Origin of the sequence: Buttiauxella sp. WJP83 (genome assembly GCF_027594725.1) — a bacterium.
In the GTDB taxonomy this organism is placed as follows: Bacteria; Pseudomonadota; Gammaproteobacteria; order Enterobacterales; family Enterobacteriaceae; genus Buttiauxella; species Buttiauxella selenatireducens.
In genome coordinates this window covers 1,657,491-1,678,436 of sequence record NZ_CP110080.1, presented here as the reverse complement: position 1 = coordinate 1,678,436, position 20,946 = coordinate 1,657,491, and the positions used below count along the sequence as shown (strand labels likewise).

23 protein-coding genes and 1 tRNA gene are annotated in these 20,946 nt (G+C 53.4%); 4 read left to right on the top strand and 20 right to left on the bottom strand.

Features of this window, described 5'->3' with window-relative positions; genetic code table 11:
- Positions 1–9: 9 nt before the first annotated feature.
- Together OH773_RS07775 and OH773_RS07770 are read right to left on the bottom strand one after the other, a co-directional pair.
- Positions 10–924: an ABC transporter permease subunit gene (locus OH773_RS07775; protein ID WP_183269782.1), complete on the bottom strand. Its 915-nt coding sequence runs from the start codon at positions 922–924 to the stop codon at positions 10–12.
- A 176-nt stretch (positions 925–1,100) separates the two neighbouring features.
- On the bottom strand, positions 1,101–2,222 hold the full coding sequence (locus tag OH773_RS07770; RefSeq protein WP_270144554.1) for a branched-chain amino acid ABC transporter substrate-binding protein: 1,122 nt from the start codon (positions 2,220–2,222) through the stop codon (positions 1,101–1,103).
- A gap of 516 nt (positions 2,223–2,738) precedes the next feature.
- Between OH773_RS07770 and OH773_RS07765 the strand changes: the two genes are divergently transcribed.
- The 4 genes from OH773_RS07765 to acuI all read left to right on the top strand — a co-directional run bounded on the left by OH773_RS07765 (position 2,739) and on the right by acuI (position 6,211).
- Positions 2,739–2,814 (top strand) — tRNA-Asn (locus tag OH773_RS07765).
- Positions 2,815–2,945: 131 nt separating this feature from the next.
- On the top strand, positions 2,946–4,463 hold the full coding sequence (gene dgcJ, locus OH773_RS07760; protein WP_270144552.1) for a diguanylate cyclase DgcJ: 1,518 nt from the start codon (positions 2,946–2,948) through the stop codon (positions 4,461–4,463).
- 109 nt (positions 4,464–4,572) lie between these two features.
- Positions 4,573–5,121 carry a copper-binding periplasmic metallochaperone CueP gene (cueP, locus tag OH773_RS07755; RefSeq protein ID WP_270144550.1) on the top strand — a complete coding sequence of 183 codons (549 nt, stop codon included), beginning with the start codon at positions 4,573–4,575 and terminating at the stop codon, positions 5,119–5,121.
- A 115-nt stretch (positions 5,122–5,236) separates the two neighbouring features.
- On the top strand, positions 5,237–6,211 hold the full coding sequence (gene acuI, locus OH773_RS07750) for an acrylyl-CoA reductase (NADPH) (RefSeq protein WP_270144548.1): 975 nt from the start codon (positions 5,237–5,239) through the stop codon (positions 6,209–6,211).
- Positions 6,212–6,799: 588 nt separating this feature from the next.
- Here acuI and cobT read toward each other — a convergent pair.
- The 18 genes from cobT to OH773_RS07660 are packed head-to-tail and all read right to left on the bottom strand — an operon-like array spanning position 6,800 to position 20,945.
- Positions 6,800–7,852, bottom strand: a complete 1,053-nt coding sequence (gene cobT, locus OH773_RS07745; RefSeq protein WP_270144544.1) for a nicotinate-nucleotide--dimethylbenzimidazole phosphoribosyltransferase — start codon at positions 7,850–7,852, stop codon at positions 6,800–6,802.
- A 26-nt stretch (positions 7,853–7,878) separates the two neighbouring features.
- On the bottom strand, positions 7,879–8,622 hold the full coding sequence (cobS, locus tag OH773_RS07740; protein ID WP_183270284.1) for an adenosylcobinamide-GDP ribazoletransferase: 744 nt from the start codon (positions 8,620–8,622) through the stop codon (positions 7,879–7,881).
- Positions 8,622–9,164, bottom strand: a complete 543-nt coding sequence (gene cobU, locus OH773_RS07735) for a bifunctional adenosylcobinamide kinase/adenosylcobinamide-phosphate guanylyltransferase (protein ID WP_270144541.1) — start codon at positions 9,162–9,164, stop codon at positions 8,622–8,624. The genes cobS and cobU overlap by 1 nt, the downstream gene beginning before the upstream one ends.
- Entirely contained in the window at positions 9,161–10,696 is a 1,536-nt protein-coding gene (locus OH773_RS07730) for a cobyric acid synthase (RefSeq protein WP_270144539.1), read from the bottom strand. The genes cobU and OH773_RS07730 overlap by 4 nt, the downstream gene beginning before the upstream one ends.
- Complete coding sequence (locus tag OH773_RS07725; RefSeq protein ID WP_270144537.1) at positions 10,693–11,502, bottom strand: ATP-binding cassette domain-containing protein; 810 nt, start codon at positions 11,500–11,502, stop codon at positions 10,693–10,695. The genes OH773_RS07730 and OH773_RS07725 overlap by 4 nt, the downstream gene beginning before the upstream one ends.
- 11 nt (positions 11,503–11,513) lie before the next feature.
- Positions 11,514–12,191, bottom strand: a complete 678-nt coding sequence (locus OH773_RS07720; RefSeq protein ID WP_270144535.1) for an energy-coupling factor ABC transporter transmembrane protein — start codon at positions 12,189–12,191, stop codon at positions 11,514–11,516.
- Positions 12,178–12,459 (bottom strand): energy-coupling factor ABC transporter substrate-binding protein, encoded by a 282-nt coding sequence (locus OH773_RS07715; protein ID WP_270144534.1) that lies wholly within the window; start codon positions 12,457–12,459, stop codon positions 12,178–12,180. The genes OH773_RS07720 and OH773_RS07715 overlap by 14 nt, the downstream gene beginning before the upstream one ends.
- Before the next feature lies 1 nt (position 12,460).
- On the bottom strand, positions 12,461–13,192 hold the full coding sequence (gene cbiM / locus OH773_RS07710) for a cobalt ECF transporter S component CbiM (RefSeq protein WP_183269792.1): 732 nt from the start codon (positions 13,190–13,192) through the stop codon (positions 12,461–12,463).
- A 13-nt stretch (positions 13,193–13,205) separates the two neighbouring features.
- Positions 13,206–13,919 carry a cobalt-factor II C(20)-methyltransferase gene (locus OH773_RS07705; RefSeq protein WP_270144531.1) on the bottom strand — a complete coding sequence of 238 codons (714 nt, stop codon included), beginning with the start codon at positions 13,917–13,919 and terminating at the stop codon, positions 13,206–13,208.
- A complete protein-coding gene (gene cbiK, locus OH773_RS07700) occupies positions 13,916–14,713 on the bottom strand; it encodes a sirohydrochlorin cobaltochelatase (protein WP_270144529.1) in 798 nt (265 codons plus the stop codon). Before cbiK ends, OH773_RS07705 begins: the two co-directional genes overlap by 4 nt.
- The gene (locus tag OH773_RS07695; RefSeq protein WP_270144527.1) at positions 14,710–15,501 is read right to left on the bottom strand and encodes a cobalt-precorrin-6A reductase; all 792 of its coding nucleotides are present in this window, start codon (positions 15,499–15,501) and stop codon (positions 14,710–14,712) included. The genes cbiK and OH773_RS07695 overlap by 4 nt, the downstream gene beginning before the upstream one ends.
- Entirely contained in the window at positions 15,498–16,223 is a 726-nt protein-coding gene (locus OH773_RS07690; RefSeq protein ID WP_270144525.1) for a precorrin-3B C(17)-methyltransferase, read from the bottom strand. Before OH773_RS07690 ends, OH773_RS07695 begins: the two co-directional genes overlap by 4 nt.
- The gene (gene cbiG, locus OH773_RS07685) at positions 16,217–17,278 is read right to left on the bottom strand and encodes a cobalt-precorrin 5A hydrolase (RefSeq protein WP_270144523.1); all 1,062 of its coding nucleotides are present in this window, start codon (positions 17,276–17,278) and stop codon (positions 16,217–16,219) included. Before cbiG ends, OH773_RS07690 begins: the two co-directional genes overlap by 7 nt.
- Entirely contained in the window at positions 17,259–18,032 is a 774-nt protein-coding gene (locus tag OH773_RS07680; RefSeq protein ID WP_270144521.1) for a cobalt-precorrin-4 methyltransferase, read from the bottom strand. Before OH773_RS07680 ends, cbiG begins: the two co-directional genes overlap by 20 nt.
- The gene (locus tag OH773_RS07675) at positions 18,016–18,594 is read right to left on the bottom strand and encodes a decarboxylating cobalt-precorrin-6B (C(15))-methyltransferase (protein ID WP_270144519.1); all 579 of its coding nucleotides are present in this window, start codon (positions 18,592–18,594) and stop codon (positions 18,016–18,018) included. Before OH773_RS07675 ends, OH773_RS07680 begins: the two co-directional genes overlap by 17 nt.
- Positions 18,584–19,186 carry a cobalt-precorrin-7 (C(5))-methyltransferase gene (locus tag OH773_RS07670; RefSeq protein WP_270144517.1) on the bottom strand — a complete coding sequence of 201 codons (603 nt, stop codon included), beginning with the start codon at positions 19,184–19,186 and terminating at the stop codon, positions 18,584–18,586. The genes OH773_RS07675 and OH773_RS07670 overlap by 11 nt, the downstream gene beginning before the upstream one ends.
- Positions 19,180–20,316, bottom strand: a complete 1,137-nt coding sequence (gene cbiD / locus OH773_RS07665) for a cobalt-precorrin-5B (C(1))-methyltransferase CbiD (protein WP_270144515.1) — start codon at positions 20,314–20,316, stop codon at positions 19,180–19,182. Before cbiD ends, OH773_RS07670 begins: the two co-directional genes overlap by 7 nt.
- Complete coding sequence (locus OH773_RS07660; RefSeq protein ID WP_270144513.1) at positions 20,313–20,945, bottom strand: cobalt-precorrin-8 methylmutase; 633 nt, start codon at positions 20,943–20,945, stop codon at positions 20,313–20,315. Before OH773_RS07660 ends, cbiD begins: the two co-directional genes overlap by 4 nt.
- Position 20,946 lies beyond the last annotated feature (1 nt).

Sequence of the window (20,946 nt, the reverse complement as noted above, 5' to 3'; positions counted from 1 at the left end):
TTTGCTCTCTCATACTTTGGCTACCATAGGCCGGCCAAGCAGCCCTTGAGGACGGAAAATGAGGATCACCACCAGTAACCCGAACGAGAACACATCTTTATAATCTGAATTCACCATCCCGGAGAATTGCGCCTCAGCAATGCCGAGGATTAAGCCCCCCAGCATCGCGCCAGGCAACGAACCGATGCCTCCTAACACGGCCGCTGTGAACGCTTTGATACCGATAATAAAACCGGCGTAAAAATCAAAAGTGCCGTAGTTCATGGTGATAAGCACCCCTGCCAGCCCCGCCATCGACGCGCCGATAACAAACACGGTTGAGATAATACGGTCAGCATTAATCCCCAGAATCGAGGCCATTTTCCGGTCCTGCTGCACCGCGCGGCACATGCGCCCGAGGCGCGTATTGCCAATAACCCAGGTGAGCAGCAACATCCCCGTAAACGAGGCAATCAAAATAAAGACTTTGGTGTAGGTGATTTGCACGAACCCCTCACCAATATGAAAACGGAAAACGCCATCGAGCATCGTTGGGATCCCTTGCTGGCGCGGGCCCTGGCTGATTTGTGCGTAGTTTTGCAAGATGAGCGACATGCCGATTGCGGAGATCAGCGGCGCCAAACGAGTGGAGTTGCGAAGCGGTTTATAGGCGATGCGTTCAATCGTCCAGCCGTACACCCCCGTCACGACAATGGTGAACACCAGGGTGCCGAGGATCAGTAACGGAAACGAGTGCAATCCGAAGAATGACAGCAGCGCTAGCCCAATGGCGCACAGGTATGCGGAGATCATATACACTTCGCCGTGCGCGAAGTTGATCATGCCAATGATGCCGTAAACCATGGTGTAACCGATGGCAATCAGCCCGTAGACAGAACCCAGCGTTACGCCATTTACCAACTGTTGCAGGAAGAATGCGTCCATAGTCAGGCGTCTCTTTTTATGGCTGCTCCTGAAGACGCGGCCAGATTTATTATGGGCATAAGGCGTAGTTGTTGCAGCCAGTTTGGACCCGGCCAGCGCGCAAGAACCGCAGCGTACATAAAGTACGTGAGGATTCTGAGCACTGCCCGGGTTCAAAATGGCAAATAAAACAAGCCTTATTGGACTTCGGTGTACTTGCCCTTATCGTCCCACTGATAAACCACGTAATCCGACACCTTCAGGTCACCTTTACTGTCCCAGGCTTTTTTGCCCATGACGGTATCAACCGGATTGGCTTTCAACCAGGCACTGGCTTTCGCTGAATCGGTACCGCCGGTGGCTTTGAATGCCGCAGCAATGGCCTGGACTGACGCGTAGGAATAAAGGGTGTAGCCTTCTGGCTCGAATTTACTGGCGCGGAATTTGTCGATAACGGCTTTGCCTTCCGGCAGCAAACGCGGGTCTTTACCGAACGTCATATAAATGCCGTTAGTGTATTGCGGGCCACCAGCAGCCGTGACCATCTCTTCGTTGACAATACAGTCGCCGGAGAAGAATTTGGCCTGGACACCCTGCTCACGCATCTGACGAACCAGCGGCCCTGCTTCCGGATGACAGCCCCCGAAGAACACCACATCAGGTTTTTGCGCACTGATTTTGGTCACAAGCGCGTTAAAGTCTTTTTCACCGCGAGACAAACCTTCATACATCACGTCATTCACACCGCGTTTTGCCAGTGCCGCTTTGGTCGCATCCGCCAGCCCCTGCCCGTAGGTATCTTTGTCATGAATAATGACGACGCGTTTGGCTTTGAGCTTATCAATGATGAAATCGCTGGCGACCTGGCCTTGCTGGTCATCGCGCCCACACATGCGGAACATGTCATTCATTTTGCGTTCGGTAATGAGCGGGTTAGTTGACCCTGGGGTGATGGCGATGATCCCTGCATCGTTATACACCTCAGAGGCCGGCATGGTGGATGATGAGCAGAAATGGCCTACCACCGCTTTGACTTTATCCTGGTCAACCAGGCGGTTAGCCACTGAGACAGCCTGTTTAGGTTCGCAAGCATCATCCCCCTGAACCAGTTTGATTTTTTCGCCGTTGATCCCACCCGCGGCGTTAATGTCTTCAGCGGCTTGCGTCGCGCCATGCCAGTATTGATCGCCATAGGTCGCATTTGGCCCAGTGAACGGCCCCGCGACACCAATAACAATATCGGCCTGGGCGGAGAACGCCGTCACCAGGCAACCTGCCAACACAAGAGAAAGAGGACTTCTGATTAATTTCAGCGACATTTGAATGTTCCTTAGCAAAAAAGCAAAGAGGTTTATGCACAACGGTTTAAGAGCCATTTCAAAAGCAAAAACGCGAACAAAATGCACTAAATGGATGACATCCTGACAAATTCCTGTGGCGGGGTTTCCCTACGTTTTCACAGCCAAAAACATTAAGCAAAATGGTTGCCAACGTGACTGACTGCATGCCAATGTTTCGACATATGTCAGTATAGAGCGCCGTTGTAAGCGGCCAGGGACAACGCAATGAAATTACAGCGGCGATCACATCTGCTTAACAATAAAGCAAATAAGTTGAGATATTGGACGCTTTGCACCAATAAAGAACACAAATAAAGAAGGGTTAATATTCATTAAAGCAATGGGTTCGAGCGGAATAAGGGTCTGGTGATTCTGATCTGCGCAATTCGGCTTAAAACTCAACAAGTTGACTATAAAGAAAGCAAACAAAAATCTTTTTCGTGAACCCTTTGACATCCCCCCCGTGAATCGCTAATATGCGCCCCGTTAACCGATTCCTCTGTAGTTCAGTCGGTAGAACGGCGGACTGTTAATCCGTATGTCACTGGTTCGAGTCCAGTCAGAGGAGCCAAATTCGAGAGCTCGCTTAGGAAACTAAGCGGGCTTTTTTGTTTTTGTTGGTTTTGACGGCCGACTAAGCGAGAAAAATAGCGTGCTATACTTGCCCTTATTTTGTGGTGGTCAAACAGGGAGTGAACCATCTTGTCCAGGCAAAAATATATTAGTGCGGTTGTATTAATCTTGGCTTGCACCACTTCACTTTTCGCCGCTCTGGTGTTCCATGAAGCTCGCAATTTGCAGAACTATATGGAATATGTCGCCGAGAATGGCAAGTCAGCCCTTTTCCATGAAGAGTCCATTAACCAGAATATCGCCAACCGGCTTTCGCGAGCATTTTTTTCCTCGAGACCCTCAGGGAATCCTGGCGAAAGTGAACGCCCTGATATCTGCCAGCATGTTGAAACCGTAGGGGATATTTCCGGATTCAACCTTGTGGCAAAAACCATGAAAAACCTGGAGGGAACCCTTCAGACTCGAAACCCTTCCTGTGAAGAATGGGGCAAAGACCTGGGAGCCTTATCCGTTATTCATGAAGCTGAAAACGGTGCATTACCGAAATACAGTTTTTCAAATTATACCGGTTACGCCTTCAGGAATATCAGATACTACATCGACCTTTCACATAACTACATTTACATCAACCGATTGGTTAATACGCGTGACTATACCTTCAGTAACTGGTTAGAGAACAATGGTCGCGGAATCAATATCATTCGTAGCGGGCACACCATTACCATTGATGACAATGCGCTCAATGATCTTTTCCAGGGTGCCACCATTGTTTCTCATATTTACCAGGATGGTTACACAAAAAATAATATCATCAGCATGCTGACTCCGGTGTTCCTGAACGATAAGGTGAAAGGCATTCTGATTACTGACGTTAACATTAATGATCTTGCTGTTTCGTTTAAAACGGTAGACAGACCGCTACTGTGGAAATTTCTGTCTTTATATGTGACTGACAATGCCACCGGGTCAAATATCATTTTCCATGAACCGATTATAAAATCTTTTGATTTAATTAATTATGAAGGCACTATCAGCCAGTATTACACCCTGCATATTAAGCTGGATGCTATTTATGTCATTATTGCTAATCTCTGGTTGGTTTTGCTTTACGTTATGACGACCTGGATTTTATGTCGCTATGCCCGTAATCAACTCATGAGGCAAGCTGCGTTATCAAGGGACAACATGACTGACGCGTTGACCGGACTGTACAACAGAAAAGTCATCACGCCTGAATTTGAGCAAAAAATTCGTACTCTTGTTGACAGGAATGTTCCCGTTACGGTTATTGCGATTGACAGTGATGGGCTGAAAAAAATAAATGATACCCTGGGCCACCATATGGGTGACAAAGCAATACAATCACTGGGTTTAGCACTGCGCAATGCCATTCGCAAAAGCGATTACGGCATACGGCTTGGGGGTGATGAATTCTGTTTGGTCCTTATTGATTATTCTTTGAAAAAATCCCGTGATGTTATTGCTCGTGTGCAAAAGCATTTACTCGCCATTGATAAAGACAAACTGGTGGCATTCTCCTGGGGTTCGTATCAGCTAAATCAGGACGATACGCTGGATGCGGCAATGTTGAGAGCAGACGATTTACTCTATCAGCATAAACGCAGCAAATATGATGAGCGTAGTTAAAGGTATTGGCCGCCAGTCTGTAAAGAATTGCATATCCTTTTGACCCTCCCCTTACGGGAGGGTTTAAAGTTTTCGGCAGCCAACTTTACCTTTCAGAAAGGGATCATTGATGAAACGAAATATGCTTTTCGCTTTGCTGGCACTGGGTATCAGTGGCAGTGCATTCGCGGCGCAGTCTGAAGCGGATTTTCTCGCAGCACACGGTTTAGCGGGCAAAACCACTGAGCAAATGGTGGAAGCCATCGACGGTTCGCCACAGGCGCGCCCTTTGCCGTATAACGCAGGGATAACCAGCACAGAGTTGAAATTATCTGACGGCAAGCAGCAGTTTAGCTATCCGTTGGGAGATAAATTCTATTTGTCGTTCGCCCCTTATCTGACGCAAACCCATCCATGTTTTAATCACAGCCTGTCTGGTTGCCGCGGCGAATTAGCCAATACGCCTTTTGATGTAAAAATCACCGACAAAAATGGCAAAGTCATCGTGCAGAAAAGCATGACCAGCCACGCAAATGGTTTTGTAGGCGTATGGTTACCGCGCGATATAGAAGGCAACATTGAAGTAAGCTATCAGGGCAAAACAGCCAGCGCGCCGATTGCGACCTATCAAAGCAGCCAGACCTGTTTGACCACGCTGCCACTGCAAGATAAAAGTTAAGCGATTAAACCTGAAAAATGCAGGCCTTCTTTATTCTCACGTGCTTCGGGTATACCGTGTTGAGCATTAGAAACATCTCAACCGAAACACTCGGTTCACAGAATGAGGATTTACTATGAAAGCAGTCGTACTTGAACAAGTTGAAGGCCAGACGCAGGCAGAGATTAAGCAAATTGCGGCTCCAGCTGAAGACCTGGGAAATGTGCTGGTCGATGTTGAATGGTCAAGCCTGAACTATAAAGACGCGCTGGCAATTACCGGCACAGGGAAAATTATCCGTAATTTCCCGATGGTGCCCGGTATTGATTTCGCAGGTCGAGTAGCGAGTAGCGACGACGCCACGTTCAGTGCGGGTCAGGAAGTGGTGTTAACCGGTTGGGGTGTGGGTGAAAACCATTGGGGTGGCCTTGCCGAACAGGCACGAGTGAAATCCGAATGGCTGGTTCCATTGCCCGCAGGTTTAACGGCACGCAAAGCGATGATCGTCGGCACCGCAGGCTTTACTGCCATGTTATGTGTGATGGCGTTGGAAGAAGCGGGTGTTACGCCTGCCAGTGGTGAAGTGGTAGTAACCGGTGCCAGCGGTGGCGTAGGCAGCACGGCAATCGCCCTGCTCCACGCTCTGGGCTACCAGGTTGTTGCCGTTTCTGGCCGAGAGTCCACTCACGACTATTTACGCCAGTTAGGTGCCAGCCGTATTTTGCCACGCAGCGAGTTTGCCGAAACACGCCCACTGGAAAAACAGGTATGGGCCGGTGCGGTGGATACCGTGGGCGGCAATGTGTTAGCCAAACTGCTGGCGCAGATGAATTATTCCGGTTGTGTCGCCGCATGCGGCCTGGCGGGCGGATACGCTCTGCCAACGACGGTGATGCCATTTATTCTGCGTAACGTGCGTCTGCAAGGCGTGGACTCCGTCAGCGCCCCGCAAGAACGTCGTATTAGCGCGTGGAAACGCCTGGCCGAATTGCTGCCAGAGAGTTTCTATGAAACAGCAACAACAGAAATTAGCCTGGAGCAGGCGCCTGCTGTGGCTAAGAGCTTTATGAGTAATGAGATTCAGGGACGTACGTTGGTGAAGGTTCGTTGATTTGATTATGCGGGTTGATGAAGTGGGGAGCTTTTGCAAGATGGGAGAGTTCCGTTCACTAAGCGTCCAGTGTTCCCTGAAGCTACCGAAACGGTGAACGTATCAAGGGTGCTACCGCAGCACCCTTGATAATCCCGGCTCCCGGCTCTAAATCGCCGCTGCGCGGAGACCTCCATTTTTCCTTCACCGTTCAGGGTCGGTTGTGATTCGCTCCCGGCGATCACAACCTCACGTCGTTCCCGACGACGTGACCCGTCCGTTAAAGTAAAAATGAAGGCGATTTATGCCGGACTAAAGGTCAAAAGCCAGACCGGTTTTGACTTTGTACCCGGTATAAATTGCCCCAGCGTTCCCCATAAGTCGGGGTGGCGCCGTCGGGAACGGCGCCAGAGAGCGATCGCCGGGAGCGAGTCGCGAACGACCCTGAACGTTGGGGATAAGCAGGGGTTTACCGCGAAGCGGCAATTTAAAACCGGGCGACGGGGTTGTCAGGGGGATGTCGTTATCCCCCTGACACGTTCACCGTTAGCAAGTGTTTAGCGAATAGCTGAACGCAAAGGTGAACGGGAAAAAAACCAGCCCACAGAGTCACCCCGGCAACACAATATTACTCTCCGCTAACGACCCCATCTCATTGTGCATTGCACATGCTGCATCGACCAGGTGCATCGCCAGCGCCGCCCCGCTCCCTTCGCCCAAACGCATACCCATCTGTAAATACGGCTCAAGCCCCAGCTTATTCATCGCAATCACTGCGCCTTTTTCAGCAGACAAATGCGACGGGATTAAATAATCACGAACCCCTGGCGCAATCTGGCAAGCCGCGAGTGCCGAGGCGTAAGACAGGAAGCCATCAAGCACCACCGGAAGGCCTGCCGCCGCTGCACCCAACATCACGCCGGTCATGCCGACCAGGTCAAAACCACCGACTTTTGCTAACACATCGATACCGTCTGTGACATCCGGATGGTTAGTTTCAATGGCCCGGCGCACAACGGCGATTTTGTGGTTCATCTGCTCAGCGGGGAAATTCGCGCCCATCCCAACCACATCATCCGGTGAACTGTCGGTCAACACGCTGACCATCGCCGCCGCCGGCGTGGTATTCGCCATGCCTAATTCACCAACGCCAAACAGCGTCACGCCTTCAGCGGCTTTTTCCATGGTAAGTTTCATAGTTGCCAGCAGTAAATTTTCGGCCTGTTCACGGCTCATCGCCGGGCCCTGGGCGATGTTGCCACTGCCTCGTGCCACTTTCATATCCAGCACGCCCGGCAATGCATCGCTGTCGATGCCGACATCAACCACATGAATCTCTGCACCGACCGTCGCACCCAGCACGCAGACACCGGTATTGTGGCGCGTCATGTTCATCGCCTGAATGGCCGTCACAATTTGCGGAGAAATCGCCACCCCTTCGGCATAAACGCCGTGGTCAGCGCACATCACGAGGATCGCTTTGCGTTGAGTCGTCAGGCCGTTTTTCATCCCCGGCATACCCGCCAGTTGCACCGCTAACGCTTCAAGACGGCCAAGACTACCGAACGGTTTCAACAAGCCATCGATATGCTGTTGCGCACGTGCCATTGCCTCGCTATCAAGCGGGGAAATCATTGCCAGTAAAGAATTCAGTGTTTGCATTTTTTTCTCTATAAAACGTTAAAAAATCAGCGCAGTAATGCCAGCAGGAAAACCACTTCACCCAGTTCGATAGCGGCACCGAGCGTGTCACCCGTTTGCCCGCCGAGGGTGCGGCGCAACATCCAGCCCAGGCCAAAAACAGCCAGCAGGGTTAACACCAACGCGATAAGGCCAGTGGTTGGCAGCAAAATAGTACATAACACCGCCCCGCCGAGCAGCGTCAGGAAGGTTTGTGTACCCGTCACTTTGCCGATAAACAGATTTCCCAGCCCTTTCTCACGGGCGTATTGATGGTGATACATCAGCAGTACACTGGCGGTGCGCCCGGCTACGGATGCAGCGGCTAATACCGCCAGCATGCTACCCCCGCGCAGTGCCAGCTCGCTGACCACCAGCACTTTCATCACAATCACAAAGATAAGCGCCAGGCCGCCGTGCGTCCCGAGACGGCTGTCGCGCATGATTTCCAGCATCCGGTCGCGAGTGCGAGCCGAGAAAATACCGTCGCAGGTATCCGCCAGACCATCAAGATGGAAACCACCGGTCAGCAGCGCGAGGGCGAGCACGTAACCGAGTGCAGCCAGCGGTAATCCTGCCCACGGCTGCAACAGCGTAAACACCACGCCCGCTAATGCGCCCAGCACCAGGCCGACAAACGGGAAGGTGACAATACCGCGCACATATTGATGGGTTTCGATCCCTTCAGCCCAACGAACCGGCACCGGAATACGGCTCATAAACTGCAACGTGGCGAAGAACAAACGGAAAATCATTTAATTTTTACTCCTATCCCTGAGACCACCAGCCAGACTTCATCTGCATTTTGCGCCAGACGCTGATTGATGCGCCCGGCAATATCACGGAAATGCCGCGCCAGGCGGTTTTCCGGCACAATGCCCATTCCCACTTCGTTCGTCACTAAAATCACTTCCGCCGGACTTGCCGCACAGGCGTCCAGCAAAATATCGATCTGTTGATTCACCACCTGTTCCATCACGGCAAAATCCCAGTCGTCTTCTGGCTTTTCCCCGGCAGCATCGTACATCACGTTGGTAATCAATGTGGTAATACACTCCAGCAGCACGGCTTCATGCGCCTCGTTATCTGGCGTAATCACGGTATTTAAATTGCGATACTGTTCGACGGTACGCCAGTGTGCAGGACGGCTGTCGCGGTGATGCTGAATACGCTGCGCCATTTCACTGTCGAAAATTTTCGAGGTGGCGATATACAGTACGCGCTCGAAATTTGCCGCCAGTTGTTCTGCATGGCGGCTTTTCCCGCTACGGGCACCACCCGTGACTAACTTCATACCGATTGCTCCTGATGCTCCCGCATAATCTGGTAAATCCGTGCAATATCGATGTGTTCGCGCAACGCGTCAGCCAGAATATTAAACTGCTGCTCTTTATGTTGTTGATAGTCGAAGCGCTCGCCTTCCCACGGGTTCAACCCTTTGCGCAGGCGTAAACTGTCCAGCAGGCTGCGGGTAAATTCACCGCTATCAAACACGCCATGAAGATACGTCCCCAGCACGCGTCCATCCTCGCTGACCGCGCCATCAAGGTTATGATAAGGCTGAGTATTACACTCAGTAAACGTCGCAAATGGAGAAGTTTTTGCTCCGCGCTGAGTCTCCCCCATGTGGATTTCATAACCCGCAAGCGCACGGCCTGCGCTTGCGGCAAATACACCCGGCAGCGACGTTTGAACGTGTCCGGACACGCGGGTGGTGGTTTTTTCATTGGCAAAACGGGTGATGACATCAAGCAGCCCCATGCCCGGCATTTCGCCAAGCCCCGACTCTACTTCATCGTAAATATGCTGCCCGAGCATCTGATAGCCGCCGCAAATCCCGAGCACTGCGCCGCCGCGCCGATGGTGCGCAAGTAACGCCTGCTCAAGACCGTTTTCTCGCACCCAGCGCAAATCGCCGAGCGTATTTTTACTCCCCGGCACAATCACCAGGTCACTGTTTGCCAGCTCATCAGGTTTGACGACATAACGCAGGCGCACGTCCGGTTGCGCCGCCAGCGCATTAAAATCGGTGAAGTTCGACATGTACGGCAGTTGCAGCACCGCAATATCCAGATCTTTTGCGCTAACCGAATCATATTTCCCACGATCCAGTACCACGCTGTCTTCATCTTCGAGATCGACATTCAGCCACGGCATGACGCCTAAAACCGGCACACTGGTTAACGCTTCAATTTGCTCGATGCCGGAATAAAGCAGCGCCACATCACCGCGAAACTTATTGATGATGACCCCTTTTATGCGCCATTTTTCATGCTCAAGCAGCAACGCAATGGTGCCGTAGATCGCTGCGAAAACACCGCCGCGATCGATGTCTGCCACCAGAACCACCGGGCATTCCGCCAGCTCCGCCATGCCCATATTGACGATATCGCGGTCGCGCAGATTGATCTCCGCCGGGCTTCCAGCCCCTTCCAGTACCATCACGTCGTGCTCTGACGCAAGGCTTTGGTAAACCTCACGGATTTGCGTTTTCAGCTGCGGTTTGTAGTTGTGATAAGTGACCGCATCCATATTTGTCGCGACTTTGCCCATCAACACCACCTGCGCTTTGCAGTCACTGGTCGGTTTGAGCAACACCGGATTCATGCGCACATCAGGGGCAATACCCGCCGCTTCAGCCTGGAAAATCTGCGCCCTGCCCATCTCTTTGCCATCGGGCGTAATGCCAGAATTAAGCGCCATATTCTGGGATTTAAACGGTGCGGTGCGCAGGCCATCCTGGGCAAAAATCCGACACAATCCGGCCACCAGCATGCTTTTCCCGACATCTGAGGCGGTGCCCTGAATCATTATCGCAAGGCTCATAAAGCTTCCTTTGAAACGCGTAAGGCGTTGAACAATTGAGTTTCGGTTTTACACAGCGGGAACCCGAGCTCACTGTGCAACTTCACTAACCAAGGCTGCACCAACCCGGCATCGCGCAGCATGTCGGCCTGACTGAAAACATCACCAGGCGCACCCGCGGCCATAATTTTCCCGTCTTTCAGGACGTACACACCGTCGCAAACTTCGTAAATCAAATCAATATCATGGCTTGAGATAACCACATGCTTACCCTGTGAAGCAATGCGCGCAATAATTTCAATCATTTGCTGTCGACCGGATGGGTCAAGCCCTGCCGTCGGTTCATCCAGCAACAAGTAGTCGGCTTCCATCACCAGCGCACCGGCAATCGCCACGCGCTTCTTTTGCCCGTGGCTTAAATACTGAATCGGCTGATGGCGAAAAGCCTGCGCATCCACCAGTTGAATCGCCTGCTCCACACGGCGGGCAATCTCGGCTTCGTTGACGCCAAGGTTACGCAAGCTAAACGCAATATCGCTATCAATATCGGTATAAAAGATTTGCTGCTCGGGGTCCTGAAATACGGTAGTGACGCGCTGGCGGTGCTCAATCAACCCACTTTTGCTGGTGTTTATGGGTTTACCCTGCCATAACACAGCGCCTTTTTGCGGGCGTAAAACACCGTTGAGATTCATGAACAACGTGGATTTTCCACAGCCATTTTTGCCAACGATACCCGTCACCGGATATGCGCCAAAATCGAAGGTTAAGCCATGCAGAACAACATCGTCCTGGTAGCAAAAAGAGACATTCTGTGTAGTCAGCATCGGTGCGGTTCTCACAGGTGGAAATCCCCCTGGTAAAGTTTGATATCCAGCGTGGTGACCATTTGTTGGTAACGCAGCAGCACGCGGGAAAACAGCATGCTCACCAACATAGCAAACGAGCGGTAGCCGCCGGGCAAGGTACGATAACCGAAACGTAATGTCTGAGCACGGTGAATGGCCTGCGCTTCGTCCAACAGGATAAAAATAAAACGCCAGGTGAGCAGGATTTGCTCGATTAACAATCGTGGCACTCTTAAGCGCTGTAAGAGGATGATTAATTGCCCAAACGGCAGGTTCAGCACCAGCCAGTAAGTTGCGGCCAGTGCGGCAAGGCTGCGCCAGAAAGTCTGATTCGCCATCACCAGCCCTTGCGCATCAATGCCCAGATAAAATGAGCCGATCGATACGCTCCACAACAAAGATTGTGGGTGATGTGCAACGCTCAGGATAATCGTCCCCACGCCCATCACTAAAAAACCCAGCGGCACCGCCAGCCAGCGTAAATACCGCCGTGGGCCGACGCGCAGCAGCCAGCAGGTAAAAACCGCAATCACCAGCAATAAAGCGGCCTGCCCGACGGGCGGCAGCGCAAACGCCAGCACCAACATCGCCAGATACAGTGCGAATTTGCGCACCGGGCAAACATCGCGCCAGCAGCTTTGATAGCTGAGTTTATCAATCCCCAGCATGGTCTTCGCGTCTGCCCCGATAGAAGCCCAAAATGTAGAAAATCACCGCCGTACCGATTGAACCTTGCAAGGTGAACAATAGACTTTCAATTTCGCTGCTAGCCGGTTCATAAAGCGGCTGGAACCACGGTTTGTAGTGTGGGGCGACGACCAAAATTTGGCTTTCCGCCTGGTCATCTGAGCCGCCGTATTCGCCGCCGTGAGGAATAAAAAACGGCACAATCATTAATCCCACCACCAGGGCGAGCAAAATCAGTGTTTTTTTCATGTTATTGGCTCCGAGCTGGAAGCAGTTGTCGCTTCGTGAGTTGGTCGTAAATCATTACCGTCAGCAGGCCTTCAGCAATCGCAATCGGGATTTGCGTCAGGCAGAAGATGCTCATGAATTTCAACGACGAACCGGTGATACCAAAGTGCGGGTCGGGAAACGCTACGCCGAGCTGAATTGAAGTGACGAAATAGGTCATCAGGTCAGCGACCATTGCGCACAAGAAGACGCTGACGTCGCGGCGAAAGCCCGCTTTACAGGCCAGTTTCCAGACCAGATACCCTACCACCGGCCCAATCACCGCCATCGACATGCCATTGGCACCTAGCGTTGTCAGGCCGCCGTGTGCCAGTAATAATGCCTGGAACAGCAGCACGATGGCCCCCAAAACTGCCACTACACCTGGGCCAAACAAAATAACTGCCAGACCTACACCCGTCGGGTGCGAACAGCTACCGGTGACCGAGGGGATTTTTAGCGCCGAGAGGACAAAAATAAAGGCGCCGCATAACGCCAGCAGCACTTTCTGGTTGCTATCGTGCGCAACGATTTGGCGCAGACGCACTAAACCGACGTACAGGCACGGCAGGAACAAAATCCACCACGCCAGCGCCCACATTGGTGGTAAGAATCCTTCCATGATGTGCATGGCGAACGCTTCTTGCGGCACGATGAGCAGCAACATCCCCATGCCAAGGCCGCTTAGCGAGAGTTTTTTCAGTAATTTTTCCATGGTTTTCCCTTGCTTAACGGCGAGGACTCCACTGTTTATTCACCAGAATGGTCGAGAAATACGGCAGCGTTTGGTCATCCGGCACCTCTTCCAGATTTCGGAAACATTGCTCTCCGGGGAGCGTCGCCTCGGCCATTAACAACGCATGGTCGATAAGCCCGAGGTGTTGCAGCAACGCTTTGATTTGCGCAAACCGCCCGTAGACTTTCATTAGCACCACGCAATCGTGAGAACGTAACGCTTCGGTGAGCGCCTGATGCGAAGCGGTGCAAGACATCACCGCCAGCGATTGTTGCTCCATCGCCAGTGGCAATTGCGCACGCGAGGCAATGGCGGCAAAAGAGGTGACGCCAGGGACAATTTCCAGCCATTCCGGGTTACCGATACGCGCCAGCAAAAATACCCAGGTGCTGAATAACATCGAGTCCCCCAGCGTGATAAACCCGACCTGTTTTCCCTGTTCAACTTCATGCTGTAAGGCAGCAGCGGTTTCATCCCACACCAGCGCTTTTTCGTCGTTATCGGCGCTCATCGGGAAATGGCAGGTGCGCACTTCGGTGGTGTCGCTGAGGTATTCGCGCACAATCGAAAGGGCCAGGCTGTCACCGCCTTTGCGGCCAGCCGGGGCGTACAAAACATCCAGTTTGCCAATGATGCGCGCCGCGCGTACGGTGATCAGGTCACTGGCACCCGGGCCGGTGCCGAGGGCATATAAACGGCCATTCATGCTGCCACCTCGTTTGCTGATTTTTCCAGCGCACGCTGCAAATGGTTCACGAACATCGCGCGAATTTGCGGGTTTTCTCCCAATCCCTGTAACCAGGGCTGGGCTTCGATGCCCGCGTCCTGCAACTGGGTTTTCCAGGAGTCTTCTTCATCGGACGCCATGTCGTTAATCGCATGGTCGCCAGCCACCAGCATTAATGGCATCAGGTGGACTTTACGGACATTGTCTTGCTGCAAACCGCGCACGATAAGGTCGATTTCTGGATAGCTTTCTACTGCCCCAACCCGAGCAGGAATACCGCGCGCCACCATTAAATGATCGAGACAGGCATAGGCTGAAAACGCGTGATGGCTGGCACCGTGGCCCATAAACACCACGCGTTCATCGGCTTCAAGCGGCGGCATCTGGCTTTGCAACGCGCTAAGTAACCATTCGTAGTCGTTGAAATCACTCAATAATGCGTTACCTAATGCCAGGCGCTGGAACCGATGGCTGTACGCCTGCACTTCACGTGCGATTTTTTCGTACTCGTCGCCGTTAATCACATGCAGGGATTGCACGGCAACGTCCTGATAACCGAGTTCTGCCAGCCGACATAACGCCTGCGCGGGGGAATCGATGTCCAGATTATCGCGGCTTTTTAACTTGCGAATAATCATGCCGGAGGTGAACGCGCGGAACAGATCGCGATCGGGGAAAGTGCTGGCGAGTTGTTCTTCACAAGCGACAATATTTCTCCCGCAGGTGTCGTGGTAGCTGGTGCCGAAACTGATAACCAATAATGCTTTTTTCATGCTTTCCTCTCTTGCAGCCAGCGTGCAACACGGCGGCTCACATCTTCACGGCTTGCTAATAATTCAGCGCCACTGACCCGAGGCTGCGGGCGCGTCACAACGATACAGGGGATGTTCCGCGCCAACGCCGGAGTGACTTTATCGAGATACCCTCCTTCTGCGCCGGACTCTTTGGTGATCACCACATCCGGCGAGCAAAAGGCATAGATAGCGTCGTTAAACTCGGCGCTAAACGGGCCGCGCAGCGCAATAATGTTATCCACGCCAAGACCCAGCGCTTCGCATTCAGCGATGACTTCGCTAGTTGGCAGTACCCGCGCCAGTAGCATTTTTCCAGGCAAACCTTGCTGATACGCCGCCAGCTCTTTGCTGCCGGTGGTCAGCAGTACGCGCGGGCCATATTGCAAAGCCACGGAACACGCCGCTTGTAGGTTCGCCACTTTGTGCAACTGCGGGTGTTCCAGGTCGTTGAGTTCGCTGCGGCGTTGATAACGGCTTAGGGGCACCCCCACGGTTTCGCAGGCCTGATGAATATTGCGCCCAAGCAACTCTGCATACGGATGCGAGGCATCAATCACCCAGCACACGGCGCTGCTCATCAACAGGTTGGCAATTTCGACGGCGTCGATACGCCCGACGCGGATCTTGCCGCTGATATTACCCGCCAGCTCTTTGCCGACCGCCGACGCCACCGAAAGCGTGTAGCTAATGCGCTGTTCATCGAGGATCTGGCAAATAAACCGGGCATCACTGGTTCCACCAAACACCAGCACCTGCGGCTCACTCACAGTTCATAACCTCGCGGGGTGATCATCAGGCCATCACGGACATAGGTCGTTTTGTTGCCAACAATGACCAGGCTGGTCATATCAACAGGTTCGAAGTCCATCTCGCCAAAAGTCGTTAGCCATTTTTGCTCTTTTTTGCGTCCGGCGGCTTTCACCACGCCAACGGGCGTTTGTGGTTGGGTAAATTCGCTCATTAGCTCGAATGCGCGCGCCAGATGCCCTTCGCGGCCACGGCTGCGCGGGTTGTAGAAACAGATAACAAAGTCCGCAGAAGCGGCGGCGATAATGCGTTTTTCGATAACCGGCCACGGCGTCAGTAAATCACTCAGGCTGATATGGCAAAAGTCGTGCATCAGCGGCGCACCGAGCAATGACGCGGCAGCAATGCTGGCGGTTATCCCGGCAACCAGGCGCACTTCGATATCCAGTTGCTGCGATGTCACCAGTTCCAGCACCAGGCCTGCCATGCCGTAAATTCCGGCATCGCCACTGCTGATTAACGCCACGTTGTGCCCAGCCTGCGCCAGTTCGATGGCGGTCTGGCAGCGTTCAATCTCTTTGCACATGCCTGTTTTAATAACCTGCTTGTCACCCGTCAGGGGCTTCACCAGGTGGGTGTAGGTTTTATAACCCACCACAATTTCAGCTTCCTGCAATGCAGCTATCGCTTCCTGAGTCATCATGGCTTCACTGCCGGGGCCAATCCCGATTACCGTTAACATCTGTCTGAAACTCCTAAAGTGATAGTGACGCCCTGTTCACGCAGGGTACTGCCAACCAGATTGCCGTCGCTCATTAGCCAGGCCGCCGGTTGCGACACGCTGCCCACGCCCACGGTCTGGCGCACAAACTCCGATGCCGGAAAGCGCTTTTCATGTTCCGCAAGTTGGCCAACGCTAAAAATATTGAATGGGATTTGGCAATGTTGTGCCAATTCAAGTAACGCCGGTTCGTCCTGTTTGAGGGACACACTGCCAATGGCGCGCAAGGCCAGCGGGTCAAAATGATTCGCGGCCAGTTGCTGTTTTAATAGCTTCGCCACGGTATGCGGCGGAGTGTCCCGGCGACAGCCTATTCCCGCCACGACGCGCTTTGGCACCAGCTTATAAAGCGGAATAGCTTGTGTCGGCAGGACATCTCGCAGCGTGACGCACACCAGTGCGTCCAGTTCTGGTAGTGCGTCGAGATTGTCTACGGGGATAAAACCTCGGGTGTCGTAACGTTCGGCATTTACCGCAAAATCGCGATCCCACCACAACCCCACGCGCTGCTGGCTTACCAGCATCTGGTTGATGGTTTTCACCGTCTGGCGAAAATCAACCAGGGTGGCGTCAAGTTTCGCCGCTAACGTATCCAGCGCCGCCAGCTGGTTAACGTCGGTCGCGGTGGTGATCACCGGGTCGGCGTTGAGCAGTTGGGCAATGTGGCGGGTTAATTCATTGGCACCGCCCAGGTGCCCGGAAAGCAGGCTGATAACGTGATCTGCTCGTTCATCCATCACCACAACCGCAGGATCGTGCAATTTGTCGTTTAACAGCGGCGCAATCACCCGCACCACAATTCCCGTTGCAGCGATAAATACCAGCGCAGAATACTGGCTAAATGCCTGCTGTACGGTTTGCGCAAAGCTGCCACCGAACGGAATAAAGCCCGGTTGCAACAGCTTTTCGCTGGTAAAACAGGTGAGCGGTACCAGGTCGCGCAGACGTTGCGCTAATGCCACGCCTCCGGGCGTCAGGCAAAACAGGGCTATCGAATCAGGCTTTGCGATATTCATGGCTGAATCCTGCATCGTAGAGTTTGGAATAGTGATATTCCTCGCCAAGAAATGCGCCCACCATGATGAGCGCCGTTTTGCGAATACCCGCTTTACGCACCTGTTCTGCGATGTCGGCAAGCGTACCGCGCACTGTCTGGCAATCCGGCCAGGTGGCTTTGTAAACCACGGCGACAGGCGTATCCGCGGGATAACCGCCTTCAATCAGGCGCTCAGCCACGCGGTGAATACGCTGCACCGAGAGGAAAATCGCCATCGACGTCTGATGTTTAGCGAACGACTCAAGCTGTTCGAGTGGCGGCATCGGCGTGCGGCCTTCGATGCGTGTGATGATCAGGCTTTGTGAGACTTCCGGTACGGTGTATTCCACGCCAAGCTGCGCGGCGGCCCCCAAAAATGCGCTGACGCCCGGCACCGATTCATAGCCAATACCGCGCTCGGTGAGCACTTCCCCCTGCTCGCGAATCGAGCCGTACAGTGAAAGGTCGCCGGTTTGTAAGCGCACCACCAGCTTGCCTGCCTTCACGCCGTTTTCCATCAGTTCGATTATTTGCTCAAGGTTTAGCGCGGCACTGTCGTGGCACTCCGCCCCTTCCGGGCAGTAATCCAGCAGTTCAGGGTTGATGAGCGAACCGGCATAAATCACCACTTCCGCCTGCTGCAAGATGCGATAGCCTTTGAGGGTGATCAGTTCTTTGTCGCCAGGGCCGGCACCGACGAACCAGACCTTACGGGTATCATAAATTTGAGTCATGGCTTCCCTCCTTGAGGCAAGAAATCAAAAATGTGGGGTTGTTCGGTTTGAAATAGTGGCCGCTGCCAAGCGTGGCGAGGCTTGCAACCTGAAGTTGCAGACAATCAAGATCGTGAATGGCGCACTGCTCGAGGTGGGTTAGCGCGCAAGTTAAATTTTCCAGCAGGATAAAGGTCATCACCAGTCGCCCGCCGGGATGCAAATGTGCCAGCGACCAGTCGATAAGCTCGGTTAACTGCCCACCGCTGCCACCGATAAAGACCGCATCGGCTATCGCATCGAGCTCAATGGGGGCATAGCCGTTGATAATCTCAATATTTGGACAAGCAAAACGCTCGCGGTTTTCTGCCATTAACGCCAGCGCGTCGGGATTGCGTTCAATCGCCGTAACACGTAATTGCGGGTAACGCATGGCTGCTTCGAGCGACACGCTGCCGGTACCCGCGCCAATGTCGATAAAATGCTGAGCGTTCTGCAACTGCAAACGGTCTAAGGCCTGGGTACGCACCACTTCTTTGGTCATCGGCACGCGTGCGCCGCGTAAAAACAGATCATCTTTCATTGAGAATAATCACCACGTTCATCCCATAGTTTTGCGCGACATCACAGGCTGCCAGACGATGGATGCGTTCTTCCGTTGACGATAGGTTTTCGCCAATGATCAGCGTAGGGTTCAGGCCACGCGCCAGCAGTGCCTGGGCAATGGCATACGGCCCGATGATTCGGTCAGTGACCATCGCCACCTTTTGGTGCGCGGCAATCGCCTGGAAATCTGGCTCGCGGCCATGGCTGCTGGTTATCCATATGTCGTTCATGTCGACCGCCGCTTTGGCGCACAGATATTGAATCGAGCTGATACCGGGAATAATGCGCAGATGTTCCATAGGGAAGTCCGCCGCCAGACGCTTGCCGATGCCGTAGATCAGCGGATCGCCGGAAGCCAGCACAACGATTTGTTGGTTGAGGCGTTCCCGAATCCAGGCCATAAGCTCGTCAAGATCGCCCGTCAGCAAACGCGTTTCACCACGAAAATCATTAAACAGCGCAAGCTGGCGAGCACCGCCCACCAGGATCTGCGCTTCATCAATCTCAGCCCGCGCCTGAAAGGTCAGGAATTCCGTCGCACCTGGGCCAATGCCCACCACGGTTAGCATCGCAACGCCTGCGCAATATCAGCCACGGGGCGGCTGCTGCCTAAAATCTGGTTATCAAACGAGAACAAAATGGCGTCGCATTTTGGCGGTGACTGGGTAAAGCGCAGCATCTCTTCGACACGTTCACAGATACGTGTCGCCAGGCGTTCAAACACCCCTTGCCAGCCCTGTTCTGTGATGATTTCGAGTGCCGCTTCAGTGGTGTCGCACTGGCTTATGGCTTCGAGCAGCGCAAACGGTGCGCCCATTAAGGCCAGATGGGCGACCAGCGTTTCCATGCGTCCGTCGGCAATGTGGCTGTGGGTGTGGAATATTCCGGCGGCCACTTTCACCAGTTTGCCGGGGTGGCCAATCAGCACAATATGGCGATATTCGAGGCGGACAGCTTCCTGAATCATGTAGCCAACGAAATTGCTCATCGTCACCACACATTCACTGTCCAACTGAAGTTGTTCGCGCACAAAGCGCTCGCCGTGATTGCCTGGCACCAGAATCACTTTATCGAGGCCTGCGGCGCGTTTCATTTCAAGTTCCAGCGCCAGCGAGCGTTTCCAGCTCTCTTCTGACATCGGCATCACAATGCCGGTAGTGCCGATGATGGAAATGCCCCCCAGAATGCCGAGACGGTGGTTATAGGTTTTTTTAGCCCGCTCAACACCTTCCGGGGCGAAAATTTCAATCTCTGCGCCGCGTTCCGCGCCTATGACTTCACGCACCCCGGCAACAATGGTCTGGCGTGGCGTACGGTTAATGGCAGACTCACCGATCGGTAAGCCGATGCCTTTGCGCGTGACCACGCCAATCCCCGCGCCGCCGCGCAATGTGATAATCCCGCTGTCGTTGAGCTGCACGCGGGCGAAAATCAGCATGCCGTGGGTTGCGTCAACGTCGTCACCGCCGTCTTTGCGGATGGCCGCCGACGCTTGCTGGCCTTCAATCATGGGCATTTCGACATTGAGATGCAGCGTGACGCCAGAAGGCGTGACAATAGAAACCTGGTCGATAACATGCTGGCGCAACACCATCAGCGCCGCCACTTTCGCGGCAGCGGTGGCGCAGGATCCGGTGGTGTAACCTTTGCGGTAAGCCTTGCCTTTATGCCAGATGCAGTCGGCTTGCTGCTCGCTCACTGAGCCTCCCGCAAGCGATAAAGCAGCGCGTTGACAATGGCCGCCGCGACGTTGCTGCCGCCTTTGCGCCCACGGGCGGCAATCGCCGGTAAACCGCTTTCTATAAGCGCTTCTTTGGACTCTTCTGCACCGACAAATCCGACCGGCACACCGATAACAGCAGCGGGCTGCGCACCTTTTTCCAGCAGCCGAAACAGCGCAGTTGGCGCGTTGCCAAAGACGAAGATCTTCTCGCCCTCTTCCTGCAATGCGAGATCGACCGCCGCCATTGAACGGGTAATGCTCTGCTCTTTGGCATGCGCCACCACGCGCGGGTCGCTGATATAACAACGGCAGCTACAACCAAATTGCGCCAGTAGCGTTTTATTGATGCCGGACAACGCCATGGTGGTGTCGGTGTACAAGGTGCAGCCACGCTGCAAACTGTGACTAAGTTGTTCGATGACATCCGGGGAAAACCACAGAATATCCAGCCACTCAAAATCGGCGGTGGTATGGATAACGCGCTTAATCATCGCTTCCTGAATCGCATCGTGAAAACGGTATTCGGGATGCTGTTGCGCGATGATTTCACTGATGATTTCAAAGCTATGTTGTTCAATAAGCTGGGGTTGTTGCAGGTAATTCATC

Excerpts from the sequence above, each read along its gene's own strand:
- OH773_RS07775 (WP_183269782.1), bottom strand. The coding sequence starts at position 924 with ATGGACGCATTCTTCCTGCAACAGTTGGTAAATGGCGTAACGCTGGGT.
- OH773_RS07770 (WP_270144554.1), bottom strand. The coding sequence starts at position 2,222 with ATGTCGCTGAAATTAATCAGAAGTCCTCTTTCTCTTGTGTTGGCAGGT.
- cueP (WP_270144550.1), top strand. The coding sequence starts at position 4,573 with ATGAAACGAAATATGCTTTTCGCTTTGCTGGCACTGGGTATCAGTGGC.
- acuI (WP_270144548.1), top strand. The coding sequence starts at position 5,237 with ATGAAAGCAGTCGTACTTGAACAAGTTGAAGGCCAGACGCAGGCAGAG.
- cobT (WP_270144544.1), bottom strand. The coding sequence starts at position 7,852 with ATGCAAACACTGAATTCTTTACTGGCAATGATTTCCCCGCTTGATAGC.
- cobU (WP_270144541.1), bottom strand. The coding sequence starts at position 9,164 with ATGAAGTTAGTCACGGGTGGTGCCCGTAGCGGGAAAAGCCGCCATGCA.
- OH773_RS07730 (WP_270144539.1), bottom strand. The coding sequence starts at position 10,696 with ATGAGCCTTGCGATAATGATTCAGGGCACCGCCTCAGATGTCGGGAAA.
- OH773_RS07725 (WP_270144537.1), bottom strand. The coding sequence starts at position 11,502 with ATGCTGACTACACAGAATGTCTCTTTTTGCTACCAGGACGATGTTGTT.
- OH773_RS07720 (WP_270144535.1), bottom strand. The coding sequence starts at position 12,191 with ATGCTGGGGATTGATAAACTCAGCTATCAAAGCTGCTGGCGCGATGTT.
- OH773_RS07715 (WP_270144534.1), bottom strand. The coding sequence starts at position 12,459 with ATGAAAAAAACACTGATTTTGCTCGCCCTGGTGGTGGGATTAATGATT.
- cbiM (WP_183269792.1), bottom strand. The coding sequence starts at position 13,192 with ATGGAAAAATTACTGAAAAAACTCTCGCTAAGCGGCCTTGGCATGGGG.
- OH773_RS07705 (WP_270144531.1), bottom strand. The coding sequence starts at position 13,919 with ATGAATGGCCGTTTATATGCCCTCGGCACCGGCCCGGGTGCCAGTGAC.
- cbiK (WP_270144529.1), bottom strand. The coding sequence starts at position 14,713 with ATGAAAAAAGCATTATTGGTTATCAGTTTCGGCACCAGCTACCACGAC.
- OH773_RS07690 (WP_270144525.1), bottom strand. The coding sequence starts at position 16,223 with ATGTTAACGGTAATCGGGATTGGCCCCGGCAGTGAAGCCATGATGACT.
- cbiG (WP_270144523.1), bottom strand. The coding sequence starts at position 17,278 with ATGAATATCGCAAAGCCTGATTCGATAGCCCTGTTTTGCCTGACGCCC.
- OH773_RS07680 (WP_270144521.1), bottom strand. The coding sequence starts at position 18,032 with ATGACTCAAATTTATGATACCCGTAAGGTCTGGTTCGTCGGTGCCGGC.
- OH773_RS07675 (WP_270144519.1), bottom strand. The coding sequence starts at position 18,594 with ATGAAAGATGATCTGTTTTTACGCGGCGCACGCGTGCCGATGACCAAA.
- OH773_RS07670 (WP_270144517.1), bottom strand. The coding sequence starts at position 19,186 with ATGCTAACCGTGGTGGGCATTGGCCCAGGTGCGACGGAATTCCTGACC.
- OH773_RS07660 (WP_270144513.1), bottom strand. The coding sequence starts at position 20,945 with ATGAATTACCTGCAACAACCCCAGCTTATTGAACAACATAGCTTTGAA.